The 17,235-nt window shown below is 62.7% G+C and carries 17 protein-coding genes; 13 read left to right on the top strand and 4 right to left on the bottom strand.

Translation table 11 applies throughout. The features are described from left to right. Window positions 1–5 precede the first annotated feature (5 nt). From ACMUVN_RS25915 to ACMUVN_RS25895, 5 genes are all read left to right on the top strand, one after another. Window positions 6–935, top strand: coding sequence for an ABC transporter substrate-binding protein (locus ACMUVN_RS25915; RefSeq protein ID WP_047618741.1), 930 nt, complete (start codon window positions 6–8; stop codon window positions 933–935). A 2-nt stretch (window positions 936–937) separates the two neighbouring features. Continuing rightward, window positions 938–2,047, top strand: a complete 1,110-nt coding sequence (locus ACMUVN_RS25910) for an iron ABC transporter permease (RefSeq protein WP_047618739.1) — start codon at window positions 938–940, stop codon at window positions 2,045–2,047. Window positions 2,048–2,071: 24 nt separating this feature from the next. Beyond that, window positions 2,072–2,866: a heme ABC transporter ATP-binding protein gene (locus tag ACMUVN_RS25905; RefSeq protein WP_132573189.1), complete on the top strand. Its 795-nt coding sequence runs from the start codon at window positions 2,072–2,074 to the stop codon at window positions 2,864–2,866. Window positions 2,867–3,013: 147 nt separating this feature from the next. Next, window positions 3,014–3,358, top strand: coding sequence for a DUF883 family protein (locus ACMUVN_RS25900; RefSeq protein ID WP_132573191.1), 345 nt, complete (start codon window positions 3,014–3,016; stop codon window positions 3,356–3,358). Between the two features lie 9 nt (window positions 3,359–3,367). After that, window positions 3,368–3,769, top strand: coding sequence for a hypothetical protein (locus ACMUVN_RS25895; protein WP_132573193.1), 402 nt, complete (start codon window positions 3,368–3,370; stop codon window positions 3,767–3,769). Window positions 3,770–4,152: 383 nt separating this feature from the next. Here ACMUVN_RS25895 and ACMUVN_RS25890 read toward each other — a convergent pair whose 3' ends face one another. Both ACMUVN_RS25890 and ACMUVN_RS25885 read right to left on the bottom strand, forming a co-directional pair. Continuing rightward, entirely contained in the window at window positions 4,153–4,710 is a 558-nt protein-coding gene (locus ACMUVN_RS25890; protein ID WP_007630757.1) for an RNA polymerase sigma factor, read from the bottom strand. A gap of 9 nt (window positions 4,711–4,719) precedes the next feature. Then, window positions 4,720–4,926, bottom strand: a complete 207-nt coding sequence (locus ACMUVN_RS25885; protein ID WP_024319398.1) for a NepR family anti-sigma factor — start codon at window positions 4,924–4,926, stop codon at window positions 4,720–4,722. 256 nt (window positions 4,927–5,182) lie between these two features. Between ACMUVN_RS25885 and ACMUVN_RS25880 the strand changes: the two genes are divergently transcribed. The 4 genes from ACMUVN_RS25880 (at window position 5,183) to preA (ending at window position 10,262) form a co-directional block, all read left to right on the top strand. Further along, complete coding sequence (locus ACMUVN_RS25880) at window positions 5,183–5,977, top strand: response regulator (protein WP_047618726.1); 795 nt, start codon at window positions 5,183–5,185, stop codon at window positions 5,975–5,977. Between the two features lie 190 nt (window positions 5,978–6,167). Beyond that, window positions 6,168–7,163 carry a sensor histidine kinase gene (locus ACMUVN_RS25875; protein WP_047618776.1) on the top strand — a complete coding sequence of 332 codons (996 nt, stop codon included), beginning with the start codon at window positions 6,168–6,170 and terminating at the stop codon, window positions 7,161–7,163. A 408-nt stretch (window positions 7,164–7,571) separates the two neighbouring features. After that, window positions 7,572–8,933, top strand: coding sequence for an NAD(P)-dependent oxidoreductase (locus ACMUVN_RS25870; RefSeq protein WP_414815634.1), 1,362 nt, complete (start codon window positions 7,572–7,574; stop codon window positions 8,931–8,933). A gap of 15 nt (window positions 8,934–8,948) precedes the next feature. Next, window positions 8,949–10,262 (top strand): NAD-dependent dihydropyrimidine dehydrogenase subunit PreA, encoded by a 1,314-nt coding sequence (gene preA, locus ACMUVN_RS25865; RefSeq protein WP_047618719.1) that lies wholly within the window; start codon window positions 8,949–8,951, stop codon window positions 10,260–10,262. 69 nt (window positions 10,263–10,331) lie between these two features. On the opposite strand, the gene ftrA is transcribed toward preA, so the two are convergent. Beyond that, on the bottom strand, window positions 10,332–11,333 hold the full coding sequence (gene ftrA / locus ACMUVN_RS25860) for a transcriptional regulator FtrA (RefSeq protein ID WP_414815633.1): 1,002 nt from the start codon (window positions 11,331–11,333) through the stop codon (window positions 10,332–10,334). 71 nt (window positions 11,334–11,404) lie between these two features. Here ftrA and ACMUVN_RS25855 point away from each other — a divergent pair, with 71 nt between their 5' ends. Next, the gene (locus ACMUVN_RS25855) at window positions 11,405–11,815 is read left to right on the top strand and encodes a rhodanese-like domain-containing protein (protein WP_414815632.1); all 411 of its coding nucleotides are present in this window, start codon (window positions 11,405–11,407) and stop codon (window positions 11,813–11,815) included. Between the two features lie 104 nt (window positions 11,816–11,919). On the opposite strand, the gene ACMUVN_RS25850 is transcribed toward ACMUVN_RS25855, so the two are convergent. Beyond that, entirely contained in the window at window positions 11,920–12,942 is a 1,023-nt protein-coding gene (locus ACMUVN_RS25850; protein WP_168333385.1) for a zinc-dependent alcohol dehydrogenase family protein, read from the bottom strand. Window positions 12,943–13,043: 101 nt separating this feature from the next. On the opposite strand from ACMUVN_RS25850, the gene ACMUVN_RS25845 reads away from it, so the two are divergent. The 3 genes from ACMUVN_RS25845 (at window position 13,044) to ACMUVN_RS25835 (ending at window position 17,232) form a co-directional block, all read left to right on the top strand. After that, window positions 13,044–13,943 (top strand): LysR family transcriptional regulator, encoded by a 900-nt coding sequence (locus tag ACMUVN_RS25845; RefSeq protein ID WP_168333386.1) that lies wholly within the window; start codon window positions 13,044–13,046, stop codon window positions 13,941–13,943. 158 nt (window positions 13,944–14,101) lie between these two features. Continuing rightward, a complete protein-coding gene (locus ACMUVN_RS25840) occupies window positions 14,102–14,668 on the top strand; it encodes a biliverdin-producing heme oxygenase (protein ID WP_414815631.1) in 567 nt (188 codons plus the stop codon). Beyond that, window positions 14,665–17,232, top strand: coding sequence for an HWE histidine kinase domain-containing protein (locus ACMUVN_RS25835; RefSeq protein ID WP_414815630.1), 2,568 nt, complete (start codon window positions 14,665–14,667; stop codon window positions 17,230–17,232). The genes ACMUVN_RS25840 and ACMUVN_RS25835 overlap by 4 nt, the downstream gene beginning before the upstream one ends. The last annotated feature ends 3 nt before the right edge of the window (window positions 17,233–17,235 follow it).

The raw sequence follows: 17,235 nt of genomic DNA, 5'->3' as shown, positions 1-17,235 counted from the left end.
TAGCGATGACGATGCGTAACAATCTGCGCCGGATCCGTGCCTGGGAACTGGCCCTGACGGCAGCCGTCATGGCGCTGCCGTTGATCCCGACGGCGCGGCCGATCGAAGGCTTCGCCTTCGTGCGCGCCGCCCATGGCGAGGAAAAGAAGCTCGACACGTCACGCCTGGTTTCGGTCGGCGGCGACATCACCGAGATCGTCTATGCGCTCGGCGAGGAAAGCCGGCTGATCGCCCGCGACACGACGAGCATCTATCCGGAGGCGGCGCTGAAGCTGCCGAACGTCGGCTACATGCGTGCACTCTCGCCGGAAGGCATCCTCGCCATGAACCCGACGGCGATCATCGCCGTCGAAGGTTCAGGTCCGCAGGAGGCGCTGGCTGTGCTGAAGAATGCCAGCGTACCCTTCGAGACCGTGCCGAGCGCCTTTACCCGCGACGGCATCATCGCCAAGATCGACCGCGTCGGCACGCTGCTTGGCGTGCCGCACAAGGCGAAGGCACTTGAAGAAAAGGTCGCGGCCGATCTCGACGCGGCGATCGCCGATGCCGAAAAGCGCCCGGAGGCCGAACGCAAGCGCGTCCTCTTCATCCTCAGCGCCCAGAACGGCCGGATCATGGCATCGGGCACCGGCACCGCAGCCGACGGCATCGTCAAGCTCGCCGGCGCAGTCAACGCCGTCGGCGCATTCCCAGGCTACAAGCCGCTGACGGACGAGGCGATCATCGAAGCCAAGCCCGACTTCATCCTGATGATGAACCGCGGCGATGGCGCCGGCACCAAGAACGAGGACCTGCTGGCGCAGCCGGCGATCGCGCTGACGCCAGCAGGCGAGAAAAAAGCGATCATCCGGATGGACGGCGTCTACCTGCTCGGCTTCGGTCCGCGCACGGCAGCCGCGGCGCGGGATCTCAACACGGCGATCTACGGGGGCTGATCATGGCCCTGCCGCAAGCCATGGAACGAGGGCGACACGTCTCGATGGCAGACATGCGCGAAATCAAGCCCGCGGGCGACCGGACGCGGCTTGCCTTGCTGGCAATCGTTCTGCTTGCCGCCGGCTCGGTCTTCTCGATGCTGTTTTCGGTGACGACAGGCGCTTCAGATGCCTCGATCCTCGACGTTATCAGCAACATGGCCGGCTCCGAGACGGCGCTCAGCATGCGTGACCGGATCATCATCTTCGATATCCGCCTGCCCAGGGCGATCCTCGGCTTCCTGATCGGCGCCTCGCTCGCGGTTTCCGGTGCGGTGATGCAGGGCCTGTTCCGCAATCCGCTGGCCGATCCAGGCCTCGTCGGCGTCTCCTCCGGCGCAAGCCTCGGCGCAGTCACCATCATCGTGCTCGGCGGCGGCATCGCAGCCCCGCTCTCAGCCCTTCTCGACATCTACGCTCTGCCGGCGGCCGCCTTCGGCGGCGGTCTCGTCACGACGCTGCTGCTCTACAGGATCGCCACCCGTCACGGCCAGACCTCCGTGGCAACGATGCTGCTTGCCGGCATTGCACTCGGCGCGCTTGCCCTCGCCATGACAGGACTGCTGATCTACATGGCCAACGACCAGCAGCTGCGCGACCTGACCTTCTGGAGCATGGGCTCGCTTGCCGGCGCCACATGGACGAAGATCGCCGCGGCCGGCCCGATCATCCTGTTGTCCTTCACCGCCCTGCCCTTCATGGCGCGCGGCCTCAATGCCATCACGCTCGGCGAGGCGGCCGCCTTTCATATGGGCGTGCCGGTGCAACGGCTGAAAAATGTCGCGATCGTCGGGGTCGCCGCGGCGACCGGTGCGTCCGTCGCCGTCAGCGGCGGCATCGGTTTCGTCGGGATCGTCGTGCCGCATATCCTGCGCATGGCGATCGGCCCGGACCATCGTTTCCTGTTGCCGGCCGCAGCGCTTCTCGGCGGCTCGCTGCTGATCTTCGCGGATGTCCTGGCGCGCACCCTGGTTGCGCCGGCCGAACTGCCGATCGGCATCATCACCGCGGCGGTCGGCGGGCCGTTCTTCCTGTGGATCCTGCTGAGGCAGCGTTCGCGTCTTGCGCTGTGAGCGGATGTTGTGAGTGACGTTCAGATGATCGAAGTTTCCGGCGTCTCCGTGCGCCTTTCCGGCAAGGCCATCATCAGCGACGTTGCCTTCACCGCAAAGGCCGGCGAACTGACGGCGATTGCCGGACCGAACGGCTCCGGCAAGACGACGACGATGAAAGCCATCTCCGGCGAACTTGCCTATGGTGGCTCGGTGCGCATCGGCGGCGACGAGGTCAAGGGGTTGAAACCCTGGCAGCTTGCCGCCATCCGCGGCGTGCTGCCGCAGGCAAGCACCATCTCCTTTCCCTTCACCGTGCGCGAGATCGTCCGCATGGGCCTGACATCGGGTCTCAACCTGCATCCCGACAAGGCCGAGCAGACGGCGGCGGCCGCGCTCGCCTCCGTCGACCTGACCGGCTTCGAAGGCCGTTTCTATCAGGAACTCTCCGGCGGCGAGCAGCAGCGCGTGCAGCTTGCCCGCGTGCTCTGCCAGATCGCCGAGCCCGTCGTCGATGGCAAGCCCTGCTGGCTGCTGCTCGACGAGCCGGTCTCGAGCCTCGACATCAGCCACCAGCTGACCATCATGACGCTCGCCCGCAACTTCTGCCAACGCGGCGGCGGTGTCATCGCCGTCATGCACGATCTCAACCTGACGGCGCTCTTTGCCGACCGCATCGTGCTGATGAAATCCGGCCGCCTCGCCGCCGCCGGCAGCATCGGTGACGTGCTGAACGACGAAACGATGCTGTCGGTGTTCGGCTGCGCGCTGCGGATCAATCAGGTGCCGGCCGACGGCACCCCCTTCGTACTCGCCCACAGCGCCGTTTCCCGCCCCTGAGCCTGCCTGCACGGAACTTTTGACCGTGCGACACGTTGTCGGCAGTGATCTGGGTCAATGCCGGGCGATTTGATTCATGCAACGGACGGTGGTGACCCACGTGCGAAACAGGCGGGCTTGCGCGCGCCCCAGCCAATGGAGACAGCCATGAGCTATTCTATCTTCCAGTCCGGCCGCAGCCGCCGCAACGGCACCTTCCACAATTTGGAATCCGGCATCGAGGAGCAGATCGAAGCGTTACGCGACGAACTCGCGGAACTGACCCGCCTCGTTGGCAAGAGCTCACGCCACCAGGGCGACAAAATCCGCGGCCAGGCCAGCGCCGGCTACGAGGAACTGCTCGGCCGAAGCGAGGATCTGCTGCGCGAATTGCAGCACGGCTATGAGCGCGGCGCAACCGAAATGCGCGAGACCGTGCGCAAGCATCCATTGGCAACGATCGGCGCCGCAGCCGCTTTCGGCCTTGCCATCGCCTTCCTCGCCCGGCGCTGAGGAAGCGCGATGCTGTTATCGATCCTCAGCCTGCTGACGGGCGCAAGCGTGCACCGCACCGTTGCGCGCGCCAAGCGCAATGGCATCTTCATTGCGCTTGCCGTGCTCTTCCTCCTCACCGCCTACGCGCTGGCCGTCACCGCCGGCGCCATCTGGCTCGCCGGCATCTACGGCCCGGTCGGCGCGGCCCTCTTCCTGGCCGCCTGCGCGCTGCTGATCGCCGTCATCGCGCTGGTGGTGATGGCGGTCATCAACGCCCGGGAAGCGCGCCGCGCCCGTGAACGCCGCGCGGCACTGGAATCGCTGGCAACGGTCGGGCTCGGCCTCGTCCGCGCCCAGCCGCTCCTGACCGCCGGCGTCCTGGCGGCAATCGTCGCGGCCAATCTGGTGGGCTCGAAGCGCGAGGATTGATTGAGGTGGCAACCCACCTGCTCCTATCCCGCAACTGTCACGAGAATGGAGAGGGGAAAGTATTTCCTCTTCACATTACCAGCGGAAGATTAGGCATGACTCCCACCTCGCTCTCCCTCATTCCTGTGCTTGTCACAGGAATCCAGCTACGGCGCGTTCCGCGCGGTGAATGAACCGACACGGCAGGTGGGAAAAACCTTTCGCGCCCAAGGACTTGGGCGCACTGGATTCCTGTGACGAGCACAGGAATGAGGGACGAACAGTAGTGCGCGTTAGACAACTATCCACCACTTTTGGATACACGCCCTTCTAACACTCCCACGAACGCAAAAAAGCCGGCGCCCCGAAGGGGCAGCCGGCCTTCCTCCCAAGTATAACTCTTGTCAGAAGGCAAAGGCCTTCGACGTCAGCGGCGCCGACGTTGCGTCGGGGCCGAAATCCGCCTCGCCTGATATCTGCAGCAATTCCTGCAGTCGCTGGCGGGCCCGGTTGACGCGGCTCTTGATGGTGCCGACGGCGCAGCCGCAGATTTCGGCGGCCTCCTCATAGGAGAAACCCGAGGCGCCGACGAGGATGATCGCTTCGCGTTGGTCCGGCGGCAGCTGGTCGAGCGCCTTTTTGAAGTCCTGCAGATCGAGCGCGCCATATTGCGAGGGATGCATCGCCATCGATTCCGTGAACAGCCCGTCGCTGTCCTGTACCTCGCGGCCGCTCTTGCGCATCTGGCTGTAGAGTTCGTTGCGCAGGATCGTGAAGAGCCAGGCCTTCATATTGGTGCCCATCTCGAAATGATCCTGTTTGGCCCAGGCTTTCATGATGGTGTCCTGGACGAGATCGTCGGCACGGTCGTGCCGTCCGATGAGCGAGATCGCGAAGGCGCGAAGACTGGGGAGTGCCGCCAGCAGTTCCCGCTTGAAGCTGGGTTGCGCTTTATCTTCCATGCGGCGATCCTATTCGGCCATTTTGGCGGAAGCCATCATTTCAGCATGGTCGAGCTTTTCGAGAAGGTCGAGAAAACGATCGGGAATCGCTTCATCCTGTGCGGCCGCATAAAGCGACCGCAACCTGACGCCGATCTGATTGTTCGGGTCCAGGATGTCGCTTGCCCGCAGCTCCAGCTTTCGCTGATCGGCTGCCTCTTTCTTGCGTGTAGTCATCAATTCGTCTTCTCGCCGGTTGTCTGTTAGAGGGGCGTGCAGGGGATCAATCATGATTTCAACCATCGACTCCGAACGTTCCAGTGTCGATGTCGCCAGTATTTGCCGTTGCATGGGTCAAAACGCTACGCCCTTTCATTGTCGGCTGGAATAATGCGGCGCGACAAAAAAAGTTCCTCCCGTTCCGGAACTTTTTTAGCAAGGCGACGTTAACCGCTCATTGAAGCCAATGCCGGCCTGTATGCAGGAGCCATTAATGACACTTTCTACTCGAATTGCGCCGCACCTTCCTTATCTGCGCCGCTATTCCCGCGCCCTCACCGGCACCCAGACTTCGGGCGACGCCTATGTCGCCGCCGTCCTCGAAGCCATCATCGCCGATCTGTCGATTTTCCCGGATACGGCGAACGACCGGGTCGCACTCTACAAACTGTTTACGCAACTGTTTGGTTCCACGGCAGTCCAGATTCCAGAGCCGACTTCGCCCTATGCCTGGGAGCAACGCGCCACACTGAACCTTTCCAAGGTTTCGCCTCGTGCCCGTCAGGCCTTTTTGCTCGCCTCTGTGGAGAATTTTCGCGTCGCCGAAATCGCCGATATCCTGGAAACCGAGGAACAGGACGTCATGCATTTGCTCGACGTGGCCTCGCAGGAAATTTCCCGTCAGGTCGCCACCGATATCATGATCATCGAGGACGAGCCGCTGATCGCCATGGATATTGAGCAGATGGTCGAAAGCCTCGGCCATCGCGTCACCGGCATCGCCCGCACGCATGCCGAAGCCGTCGCGCTCTACAATAAGACCAAGCCGAGCATGGTGCTGGCCGACATCCAGCTTGCCGACGGCAGTTCCGGTATCGACGCAGTCAACGACATCCTCAAGACGTCGAGCGTGCCGGTGATCTTCATCACCGCTTTCCCTGAACGGCTTCTGACCGGCGAGCGCCCTGAGCCGACTTTCCTTGTCACCAAGCCCTTCAATCCGGACATGGTCAAGGCACTGATCAGCCAAGCTCTTTTCTTCAACGAATCGACCAGAGTGGCCGCCTGAGACGCAATTTTCCGGACTTCGGAACCAAATCGCCAAAGCATACGTTCCGGTGCTACCGGGACTCCGGTGGCTTTAACGGTTTTTGCAGCGCTTTGTTCTAGAGTTGACAGGCGGTGTCTGGAAGGGCGCTCCCTTCAGCGACGTTCAAGATGTCACAAGGAAAGGCGGTCGAGTGAATACGACTGAACCATTGTCCGGCGTGCCTTTCACCTTCGAAGGCAAAGCCGCAATGATGGAACGCGCGCTCGGCAGCGCCGGGATTTCAATCCTCTGCCAAGACGCCCGGCTGTCGATCTTCTACGCCGAAAATCTGCCGCCGCATTTTGCAGCGCTCTTTATGCCCGGCAACAGCGACGCTGCCCTTTTCGGCGACGCCCATGGGCGATATCTGACAGCGCTGAAACACAAGGTGCTGGAAACCGGGATCCCCAACAATGCCGAGGTCGAGATCGACGTCGACGGCGAAAGGCGTACCTATGAACTGAAGATCCAGCGCACCGGTGAACGCGGCGCGCACGGACTTCTCTCCGTCATGGCCGAAGTGACCGAAAGCCGGCACCGCGAAAAAGTGCTGAAATCGCTGCTGCGCGAACTCTCACACCGCTCGAAGAACCTTCTCGCCATCATCCAGGGGATTGCCACGCAGACCGCGCGCAACACGCTGTCTCTCGACACCTTCCTCCTCAAATTCCGCGGACGGCTGCAATCGCTTTCCAACTCGCAGGATCTGATTACGGATTCGAGCTGGCGTGGCGCCTATCTCTTCGAACTCGCCGAAAAGCAGTTCGCCCCCTATTGGCCGGAAACATCAGGCTCCATGCCTATCTATGGCATCAATGCGCATCTGACGCCGAATGCCGCCGTGCATCTCGGGCTCGCCCTCCACGAACTCATCGTCAACTCCGCCTCCTACGGCGCGATATCAGGCGGCGCCGCCTCGATCACGCTGAATTGCCGCGAAGCCGCAATCGGCGACAGGAAGGCGATCGAAGTCGCTTGGGCGGAGGTGCTTCATGATCAGTCGGAAGTCCACGAATTCAGCGACAACAGCTTCGGCCGCACCGTGCTGGAGCGGGTCGTGCCTTCGTCGGTCAACGGCAAGGCGGAGCTGAAACTCGTTCCCGGCCGCATCGAGTATCGCCTGACCATTCCGGAAACCGAATTCGAGATCTTCAAACGCGTGTGAAAGCCTGGAAATAGGCGCCAAACGGAAAAACAGCCGGTGCGAGGGCGGCGCACCGGCTGTCTTCACTCACCGGGAGGGGACCGTGAGTACGTCCGGATAGTGGGTTGGGGGCGCGCATGTTGGGTCGATGCGATCACCATCCGGATATCGCAATAACGGCGACATCAAACTTTGGTTCCCTCCGATCGGAAAAAAATTCGACTTTTTTGAATCTTTTTTCCGATGCCCTTGGCGCGGGGCGCGTCCAGCCATTTCACGAATGCGGACCAGATAAATTCTTCCAATAAAAACAATCGATTACTTGGCATCCAGCAAGAGAAAACCGTCAAAATTTTACCGTTTGATAAATTTTTAAACCTGAGTTACGCTTTCCCTCACAGGCCGTTTACCAATAATGAGGGAACTTCAATGGAACGACTGGAAACTGGGATTCATGCTGGCCGGCTTTCGCCCGCCGAGTATGAGGCTAATTTTTCCGATCTGCATCCGCGCCTCGACAATCACGAGGCGCTGGTCGCCGCCGACCGCTGTTATTTCTGTTATGACGCGCCGTGCATGACGGCCTGTCCCACCTCGATCGACATTCCCCTGTTCATCCGCCAGATTTCGACGGGCAATCCGATCGGCTCAGCAAAGACGATCTTCGATCAGAACATCCTTGGCGGCATGTGCGCCCGCGTCTGTCCCACCGAAGAACTCTGCGAACAGGCCTGCGTGCGCAACACGGCCGAAGAGCGGCCCGTCGAGATCGGCCGCCTGCAGCGTTATGCGACAGATGCCGCCATGCAGGCCGGCAAGCAGTTCTATGCCAGGGCCGAACCGACCGGAAAGACGATCGCCGTCGTCGGCGCAGGCCCAGCCGGCCTTGCCGCCGCCCATCGCCTGGCCGTGAAAGGCCATTCCGTCGTCATCTATGATGTCAGGGAAAAATCCGGCGGCCTCAACGAATACGGCATCGCCACCTATAAGACGGTCGACGATTTCGCCCAGAAGGAAGTCGACTACATCCTCTCGATCGGCGGCATCGAGGTCCGGCATGGGCAGCTTCTCGGCCGCAATTTCTCGCTTGCCGATCTGCAGGCCCAATATGACGCGGTCTTCCTCGGTATCGGCCTTGCCGGCGTCAACGCGCTGCGCATCGAGGGCGAGAACCTCGCAGGCGTCGACGACGCCGTCGATTTCATCGCGGCACTGCGTCAGGCTGAAAACAAGAGCGAAATCGCCGTCGGCCGCCGCGTCGTCGTCCTTGGCGGCGGCATGACGGCGATCGACGCTGCCGTGCAGGCGAAGCTGCTTGGCGCCGAGGAGGTGACGATCTGTTACCGCCGTGGCAAGGAACACATGAACGCTTCGGAATTCGAGCAGGATCTGGCAAGCTCCAAGGGCGTCATCATCCGCCACTGGCTGGCGCCGAAATCGATCCTGTCGCAGGACGGCAAAGTCGCCGCCATCGAAGTGGAATATACCAAGCTTCTCGAAGGCCGCCTGGTCGGCACCGGCGAAACCGGCGTCATTGCCGCCGACCAGATCTTCAAGGCGATCGGCCAGACGTTTGACGCCTCCGGTCTCGGTTCGCTGCGCATGGAAAGCGGCCGCATCGCCGTCGATGGCGAAGGCCATACCTCGCTCGACGGCGTCTGGGCCGGTGGTGACTGCGTCTTCGGCGGCGACGACCTCACGGTTTCCGCCGTCGCCCACGGTCGCGACGCGGCTGAATCCATCCACCGCACCCTCACCGCGGCCGCCGCTCCGGCTGTCGCGGTTGCATGAAGGGGAGAATGAACAATGGCTGATCTCCGCAATAATTTCGTCGGCATCAAGTCCCCGAACCCGTTCTGGCTGGCGTCGGCGCCGCCGACCGACAAGGCCTACAACGTCGAGCGTGCCTTCAAGGCCGGTTGGGGCGGCGTGGTCTGGAAGACGCTGGGCGAGGAAGGCCCGCCTGTCGTTAACGTCAACGGCCCGCGCTACGGCGCGATCTGGGGCGCCGACCGCCGCCTGCTGGGGCTGAACAATATCGAGCTCATCACCGACCGCGACCTCTATACCAACCTGCGGGAAATGAAGCAGGTGAAGATGAACTGGCCGGACCGGGCGCTGATCGCCTCGATCATGGTACCCTGCGAGGAGCAGGCCTGGAAGGCGATCCTGCCGCTGGTCGAAGAGACCGGCGCCGACGGCATCGAGCTCAATTTCGGCTGTCCGCACGGCATGTCCGAGCGCGGCATGGGTTCCGCGGTCGGCCAGGTGCCGGAATATATCGAAATGGTCGTGCGCTGGTGCAAGCAGTACACCCGAATGCCCGTCATCACCAAGCTGACGCCCAACATCACCGATGTCCGCCGCCCCGCCCGCGCCGCCAAGGCGGGCGGCACCGATGCCGTCTCGCTGATCAACACGATCAATTCGATCGTCTCCGTCGATCTCGACAACTTCGCCCCCAACCCGACGGTTGGCGGCAAGGGCAGCCACGGCGGTTATTGCGGCCCGGCGGTCAAGCCGATCGCGCTCAACATGGTGGCCGAGATCGCCCGTGATCCCGAAACCTACGGCCTGCCGATCTCAGGCATCGGCGGCATCACCACCTGGCGGGACGCGGCCGAATTCCTCGTTCTCGGCGCCGGCAACGTCCAGGTCTGCACAGCGGCGATGACCTACGGCTTCAAGATCGTCCAGGAGATGATCACGGGCCTCTCCGACTGGATGGACGAAAAAGGCCACCGCAACCTCGACGACATTACCGGCCGCGCCGTGCCCAACGTCACCGACTGGCAGTATCTGAACCTCAACTACATCGCCAAGGCCAAGATCGACCAGGACGCCTGCATCAAGTGCGGCCGCTGCTACATCGCATGCGAGGATACCTCGCACCAGGCAATCACCAACTTCGTCAACGGCGCTCGTCATTTCGAGGTGATGGACGAGGAATGCGTCGGCTGCAATCTCTGCGTCAGCGTCTGCCCGGTCGAGAACTGCATCACCATGGAGCAGCTTCCCGCCGGCACCCTCGACAAGCGCACCGGCCGCGTCGTCGACCCGAACTATGCCAACTGGACGACGCACCCGAACAACCCGATGGCACGCCAGGCGGCGGAATAGGGATTTGCAACGCCGCGGAAATCCGCGGCGTTGCAGTCTTGCCAGTAACGTTCGAAGCCTCGGGCCAATTTAACCGCCGAACGACTTCCGATAGGCATTGGGGCTCGTCCCGAGCCGCCTGCGGAAATGATGCCGCATCGTCGCCAGTGTTCCAAAGCCGCTGGCGACGGCGATATCGTCGAGCGAAACGGCAAGTTCCCTCTCCAGCAGATCGCGGGCATGGCGCAGCCGCTCCGTCAGCAGCCATTCGCCGACGCTGAGACCCGTCGTCGCTTCGAAGCGCCGCTGAAAGGTGCGCATGCTCATACCGGCTCTTTTGGCAAGCAGGCTGATCGGCTGGTCCTCGGAAAGGCTTTCGCGCATCCATTCGATCAGCGGCCCCAAGCGGATGCCCTCGCGCTCCTCGTGAACCGGCGCGCGAATGAATTGCGCCTGTCCGCCTTCGCGATGCGGTGGCACGACCAGCCGGCGGGCGACGCTGTTTGCCGCCTCCGAACCGAAATCGCCGCGCACCACATGCAGGCAGAGATCGATGCCGGCAGCACTGCCTGCCGCCGTCAGCAGGCTGCCTTCGTCCATGTAGAGAACGTCGGCATCGAGCGTGATGTCGGGATAACGCGCGGCAATCGTGGCGACATAGCGCCAATGTGTCGTCGCCCTGCGGTTGGCAAGCAGTCCCGATCCGGCAAGAACTGCAACGCCCGAGCAGAGCGACATGATGCGCGCGCCGCGCTGATGCGCTGCCGTCAGTGCTCTCGCGAGGGGTGCCGGCACCGGCGCATCGATCGCCCGCCAGCCGGGCACGACGATCAGGTCCGCCTCATCGAGCACCTCCAGGCCCTTGTCGACGGCGACCGTCAGCCCTCCGGCGGCGCGAAGCGGCCCCGGTTCGATGCCGCAGACCGAGAAGCGATACCAATCCTCCCCCATCTCCGGGCGTGGCAGGCCGAAGACCTCATAGACGATGCCGAATTCGAAAGTGCAGAGCCCGTCATAGGCAAGCGCTGCGACCAGCGGTCCTTTCGTCTGCTGCGGCGAGGAGTTTGGCATGATCTTTACGCTGTCAGTCATGATGGCCAATTTCGCAGAGCTTTAGCATCGGCGATACCAGGCTGCAATTCGAACCAAAAAGGAAATCGCAAATGCCAAGCCCCGTCGCAGACATCCCCGCCGCCGCTGCTGATATCGCCGCTGCCCATTTTGCCGCCAAGCTTGCCTTCGAGACCGATTGCTCCGACGTCCACGCAGCCTTTGCATCTGGCAAGGTCGATTTCGTTCTTCTCGACGTACGCTCGCCGACGCTCTTTGCAAAGTCCCACATTCCCGGCGCCATCAACCTGCCGCATGGCAAGATGACGGCGCACCGCATGTCGGCCTGGCCTTCCGACACGCTCTTCGTCGTCTATTGCGCCGGCCCGCATTGCAACGGCGCTGATAAGGCCGCACTTCGCCTCTCCCGCCTCGGCCTGTCCGTGAAACTGATGATCGGCGGCATGACCGGCTGGGCCGATGAACGCTTCACCTTCGAACAAGGCGTTCCAGCCGCGGCCTGAGCGGCCTCCCTTCTCCGCCGGCAGCGCCGCGCGTCTTTTCAGATGCCCGGCGCTGTCGCCCTTTGAATGGCCGCATAACTTAATCGAACGGAAGATCGCGACCGTCAGAACTCGACGACCACCTTGCCAAAGGGCCCGCGATAGAGATGATCGAGCGCCTGCGGGAATTCGTCGAAGGCATAGCGCTTGTCGATCACGGGCTTCAGCCCGGTCTGGTCGACTGCCCGCACCAGGTCTTCCAGCGCGCGGCGATGGCCGACGGAAATGCCCTGCACGACAGGCGCCTTGAGCAGCAGCGGAGCGGCCTGGCCGGAGACTTCGAAGCCTTCGAGCACGCCGATCACGGAAATGCGGCCATTGATCGCCACCGCTTTCAGTGCCAGGTCGAGATGCGGGCCGCCGACGATCTCAAGCACGTGGTCGGCGCCATAGCCGCCGGTCAGTTGGTAGAGTTGCTCAACCCAGTCGCCCTCGCGGCGGTTGATCGCGTGATCGGCGCCGAGAGCAACGGCGCGCTCGAGTTTCTCCGCGCTGCCTGAGGTGATGAAGACCTCGGCGCCGTGCGCCTTGGCGATCTGCAGGCCGAAAAGCGCCACGCCGCCGGTGCCTTGCACCAGCACCTTGTCACCGGCCTTCAGACCGCCGCGTTCGATCAAGGCGAACCAGGCAGTCAGCCCGGCGCAGGGCAAGGTGCTCGCCTGTGCTGCATCGAGCGTATCGGGTGCGCGCGAATACCATTCCTCCGACAGAACGGTGTATTGGGAAAGGACGCCGGGATAGACGCCGCCGCGTGTCTTGTAAGGCGGCGTGCGGGCATCGCCCAACCCGCGTCCGTCGATCCAGTCGGGCGAAAAGGTCGAAATGACCCGGTCGCCCGGCTTGAAACGGGTGACCTCAGGCCCGACCGTCTCCACGACCCCCGCCATATCGGAGGCCGGCACGAAGGGAAATTGCAGCGGCAATCCCATGCCGCTCTCCATCACCAGCCGGTCGCGGAAATTGAGCGAGACAGCTTCCGTCCGGACCAGGATCCTGTTTCCCGAAACCGGTTCGAGCCTCCGCTCGCCGACCGTGAGATTGTGCTCCGATCCAACCGCATCGATCTGCCATTGCCGTGTTGTCTGCATTGTCTTGCTCCTTGTCCATTGCAGGGAGCGAAAACATATCGTTGAATATTTCGCGCCAGTTGCGATATTAATTCACCAAAATGGTTCCAAAAAGGAAACAAATGGAACAGCTGAAAGGGATCTCGATTTTTGTCGAAGCCGTCGAGGCAGGCGGCTTTTCGGCTGCCGCCGAGCGGCTCCACCTCACACGCTCGGCCGTCGGCAAGACGATCGCACGTCTGGAACAGCGTCTCGGCGTTCGGCTTTTCAACCGCACGACGCGCATGCAGAGCCTGACCGAGGAAGGCCGTTTCTTCTACGAGCGCTGCCTGCGAGCGGTCGAGGAAATCCGCCTCGGGGAAGCCATGCTGGAATCCGGCCGGCGTGATGTGCGCGGCCGGTTGCGCATCTCCATGCCCGTGCTTTTCGGCCGCCATTGCATCGCGCCGATCCTCGCAAGCCTGCTCGATGAACATCCGGATCTCGAACTCGACCTTTCCTTCAGCGACCGGATCGTCGACCTGCTCGAGGACGGCTTCGACCTTGCCATCCGCAACGGACCGCTGAAGGACAATCCGGATCTGATGGCCCGGGCGATCGCCCGCCAGCGCATGACCGTCTGTGCATCGCCCGCCTATCTGGAAAGATATGGCGCGCCGCAGGCGATCTCCGATATTCCGCTGCATGAAGGCATCGTTTACAGGCGGGGCGATAACGACAAAGGGTGGATATTCCCCACTGCAGCCGATCCCGGACGGCGGATGCAGCCGAAGGCACGGCTGCGGCTCGACGACCTCGCGTCGATTTCCGATGCCGCCGTCGCCGGGCGCGGCCTGGCCTGGCTGCCTTGCTGGCTGGTACGCGAGCAGGTGCTGGCAGGCCGGCTCATTCAGGTGCTGAAGCACGAACCGGCCAATGTCTTCGATGCCCATGCCATCTGGCTACGCTCCCCTGTCATGCTGCCCAAGGTGAGGCTCGCGATCGACACGCTCGCCGCCAGACTGCCCGCAATGATGGGCTGAACGTTGGGTGCTGATCGCCAATGGTGGATTGCAGCCACCAGCTGGCGAGAAACCTATGTTATTCCTAGCCGTTTCTCTGGAAATAACCCGATGCCGCAGTATATCGCTAGTTCGTCGCCCCTCATAGCGCACGCCATATCACTCGGAACACGGTCAGCATGTCACTTCGCAGCGCCCTCCGCGCACAAACAGCAGATTGCCACGCCGCGGTCGACACTCTCTTCGGCAGTTTCAACCTCTCACGCCCCCAGGATTACAAGGCCTTCCTGCGCGCCCATGCCCAGGTCGTACCATCAGTCGAACATGCGCTTGAGCAAGCCGGAATCGCCCGCCTGCTCCCCGACTGGACGGGACGAAGGCGTGCACACCTGCTCGCTGCCGACATAAGGGCGCTCGACGATCGATTGCCCCCGCTCCTTCCGCAACCGGCATTGCATTGCGACGCGGCGGTCTGGGGGGCTGCCTACGTCCTTGAAGGCTCCAAGCTCGGCGGCGCCCTGCTCGCCAAGGCCATCCCTGATCACTTGCCCAGCAGCTACCTGAGCCCGCAAGGCCCGAAGGGCGCCATGCGGCTCTTCATGGATCGTCTTGACGGGAGCAACGTCGACGATCCCGCCGCTGCCATAACCGCTGCCCGCGATGTCTTCGACCTCTTCCTCAAAGCCGGGCAACTCGCGCTGGAAGCGGCCCCGATGGAAGCGGTCCCCACGGAAGCTGTCCAATGAGCGGCACGCACGAACCCGTCGATCTCACCAATTGCGACCGTGAGCCGATACACCAGCTCGGCTCGGTTCAACCCTTCGGTTTTCTCTTGGCGGTATCCTCAGACTGGATTGTCACGCGCGCCTCTACAAATCTGGTGGAGTTCCTCGGTGTTGCGCAGACCGACGCGATCGGCCGTCCCATTGTCTCCCTGATCACCCCTGAAGCACTCCACACGGTCCGCAACAAGCTGACCACGTTGCGCAGCTCCGACGTCGTCGAGCGCATTTTCGGCATTGCTCTGACGCCCGATCAAAACAGGTTCGACGTTGCCGTGCATCTGAACGAAGGTCAGGTCATCATCGAAGGCGAGCGCTGCCAGGAAGATAGGCGCGACGCCGCTTCCCTCTCGATGCGCAGCATGATGTCCCGCCTCGATCACACGGAAACAATGGAGGCTTTTTTCCGCGAAGGAGCAAGACAGGCGCGCGCCCTCACCGGCTTCGATCGGGTCATGGTCTACCGTTTCGATGAAAGCGGTTCCGGCGAAGTCGTGGCGGAAGCCGCCCGGGCCGGGATCGGCTCGTTTCTCGGGCTGCACTACCCGGCTTCCGACATTCCGGTGCAGGCACGCGCGCTTTATCTGCGCAACCTGTTCCGCATCATTGCCGATGTCGACGCCGTCCCGGTCCCGATCCTTCCGCCGCTCGACGAACACGGCCAGCCGCTCGATCTTTCCATGTCGGTCTTGCGTTCGGTCTCGCCGATCCATATCGAATATTTGAAAAACATGGGCGTTGGCGCCTCGCTCTCCATATCGATCGTCGTCGACGGCAGGCTCTGGGGCCTGTTTGCCTGCCATCATTACGGCCCGCGTCTGCCTTCGGCCCAAAGCCGCTCTACTGCCGAACTCTTCGGCCAGATGTTTGCTTCGCGCCTTGAAAGCCGCGAACGGCGGCAGGCTCTCGAATACGAGACCAAGGCGCGCCGCATCGCCGACCGGCTCCTCACCTCCGTGGCGGACAATGCAAGCCTGCTCGACGATCCCGCCTGGCTGATCGAGGCGCTTGCCGACGCCATTCCTGCCGACGGCATCGGCGTCTGGATCAACGGCCGGCTGGCACTTGCCGGCATCGGGCCGGACGAGAGAGGCTTCACAGCCCTCGTCCGCCACCTCAACCGCAATGCCGCCGGCCGCATCTATGCCGTGGACAGGCTCGCAGAAGCCTATCCGGATCTTGAGGTCGACGACGCGGTGGCGGGCATGCTCGCCATCCCCATCTCGCGTTCGCCGCGCGATTATGTCGTGCTTTTCCGTCAGGAATTGGTGCGCACCGTCCGCTGGGGCGGCGACCCGTACAAGCCGGTGGAGTACGGCCCCAACGGCCCGCGGCTGACGCCGCGCAAGAGTTTCGAAGCCTGGTCTGAACTGGTGCGCGGCCGCTCGCTGCCCTTCACCGAAGCCGAGCACCGCGTCGCCGAAACCATCCGCGTTACATTGATCGAGGTGGTGCTGCGCCTGACCGACGAGGTCAGCATGGCGCGCCAGACGGCAAACGAGCGCCAGGAACTGCTGATCGCCGAACTGAACCACCGTGTCCGCAACATATTGAGCCTCATCACCGGGATCGTCCGGCAGTCGCAGGCAACCTCCGTCAGCCTTGGCGACTACATCCGCCAGCTCGAGGGCCGCATCCAGTCGCTCGCACGAGCCCATGACCAGATCACCCGCGACCACTGGGCGCCCGCTTCGCTCCGGCAATTGCTGCTGGCAGAAACAGCCGCCTATCTCGGGAAAAACGCACAACGCATCCGGATGAGCGGCGAGGACGTACTGCTGGAACCGCAGGCATTCTCCACCGCCGCCCTTGTTTTCCATGAGCTGATGACCAACAGCGCCAAATACGGCAGTCTTTCCGGCAACGGCAGCGGCACCGTCGAACTCGGCTGGCGGCGCGACGACGAAGGCAATCTGCACATTGACTGGCACGAAAAAGACGGCCCGCCCGTCATCGAACCCAAACGCCACGGCTTCGGTTCGACCATCATCCGCCGCTCGATTCCCTATGACCTCGGCGGCAAGGCGGAGGTCCGCTACGCCAAGGACGGGCTCGAGGCGGATTTCTGCATTCCGGCGCGACATGTCGTCGGCCCGACGAGCGAATCGTCAAAGCCGGCTCCGGTCGGAGCGGCCGATCGCAAGACGATTGCCGACGATCAGCCACTCTCCGGCCTGAATGTTCTGCTGGTGGAAAACAACCTGATCATCGCCATGGATGGCGAGGACATCCTACGCCGGCTCGGCGCCGAGGTGGCAACGGCGCCAAGTGTCAGCGAGGCGATGGAAATCCTGGCTGGCCGGTCCTTCGATCTGGCGCTTCTCGATGTCAATCTCGGCGATGAGACGAGTTTCGGGATCGCCGACCGGCTGGCAGCTGACGGCGTGCCCTTCATTTTTGCCACAGGTTATGGGGAAGGCATCGCCCAGGCGAACAGCCATTCGGACGCACCTGTGCTGCAGAAGCCCTATACGATGGAAGGCATGACGGACATACTGGGCCGCGTGCCGCTTCCTAAAAGGCAATAGACC

Origin of the sequence: Rhizobium sp. IY2 (assembly GCF_047532935.1) — a bacterium.
In the GTDB taxonomy this organism is placed as follows: domain Bacteria; phylum Pseudomonadota; class Alphaproteobacteria; order Rhizobiales; family Rhizobiaceae; genus Rhizobium; species Rhizobium anhuiense.
The sequence above is the reverse complement of the archived record's forward strand: the minus strand, read 5'-3'. Positions and strand labels throughout refer to the sequence as shown.

Coding starts and splice junctions, on each gene's coding strand:
- preA (WP_047618719.1), top strand. CDS start 8,949: ATGGCTGATCTCCGCAATAATTTCGTCGGCATCAAGTCCCCGAACCCG.
- ACMUVN_RS25890 (WP_007630757.1), bottom strand. CDS start 4,710: ATGGAAGATAAAGCGCAACCCAGCTTCAAGCGGGAACTGCTGGCGGCA.
- ACMUVN_RS25835 (WP_414815630.1), top strand. CDS start 14,665: ATGAGCGGCACGCACGAACCCGTCGATCTCACCAATTGCGACCGTGAG.
- ACMUVN_RS25900 (WP_132573191.1), top strand. CDS start 3,014: ATGAGCTATTCTATCTTCCAGTCCGGCCGCAGCCGCCGCAACGGCACC.
- ACMUVN_RS25880 (WP_047618726.1), top strand. CDS start 5,183: ATGACACTTTCTACTCGAATTGCGCCGCACCTTCCTTATCTGCGCCGC.
- ACMUVN_RS25915 (WP_047618741.1), top strand. CDS start 6: ATGACGATGCGTAACAATCTGCGCCGGATCCGTGCCTGGGAACTGGCC.
- ACMUVN_RS25895 (WP_132573193.1), top strand. CDS start 3,368: ATGCTGTTATCGATCCTCAGCCTGCTGACGGGCGCAAGCGTGCACCGC.
- ACMUVN_RS25840 (WP_414815631.1), top strand. CDS start 14,102: ATGTCACTTCGCAGCGCCCTCCGCGCACAAACAGCAGATTGCCACGCC.
- ACMUVN_RS25850 (WP_168333385.1), bottom strand. CDS start 12,942: ATGCAGACAACACGGCAATGGCAGATCGATGCGGTTGGATCGGAGCAC.
- ftrA (WP_414815633.1), bottom strand. CDS start 11,333: ATGACTGACAGCGTAAAGATCATGCCAAACTCCTCGCCGCAGCAGACG.
- ACMUVN_RS25885 (WP_024319398.1), bottom strand. CDS start 4,926: ATGACTACACGCAAGAAAGAGGCAGCCGATCAGCGAAAGCTGGAGCTG.
- ACMUVN_RS25870 (WP_414815634.1), top strand. CDS start 7,572: ATGGAACGACTGGAAACTGGGATTCATGCTGGCCGGCTTTCGCCCGCC.
- ACMUVN_RS25910 (WP_047618739.1), top strand. CDS start 938: ATGGCCCTGCCGCAAGCCATGGAACGAGGGCGACACGTCTCGATGGCA.
- ACMUVN_RS25855 (WP_414815632.1), top strand. CDS start 11,405: ATGCCAAGCCCCGTCGCAGACATCCCCGCCGCCGCTGCTGATATCGCC.
- ACMUVN_RS25845 (WP_168333386.1), top strand. CDS start 13,044: ATGGAACAGCTGAAAGGGATCTCGATTTTTGTCGAAGCCGTCGAGGCA.
- ACMUVN_RS25905 (WP_132573189.1), top strand. CDS start 2,072: ATGATCGAAGTTTCCGGCGTCTCCGTGCGCCTTTCCGGCAAGGCCATC.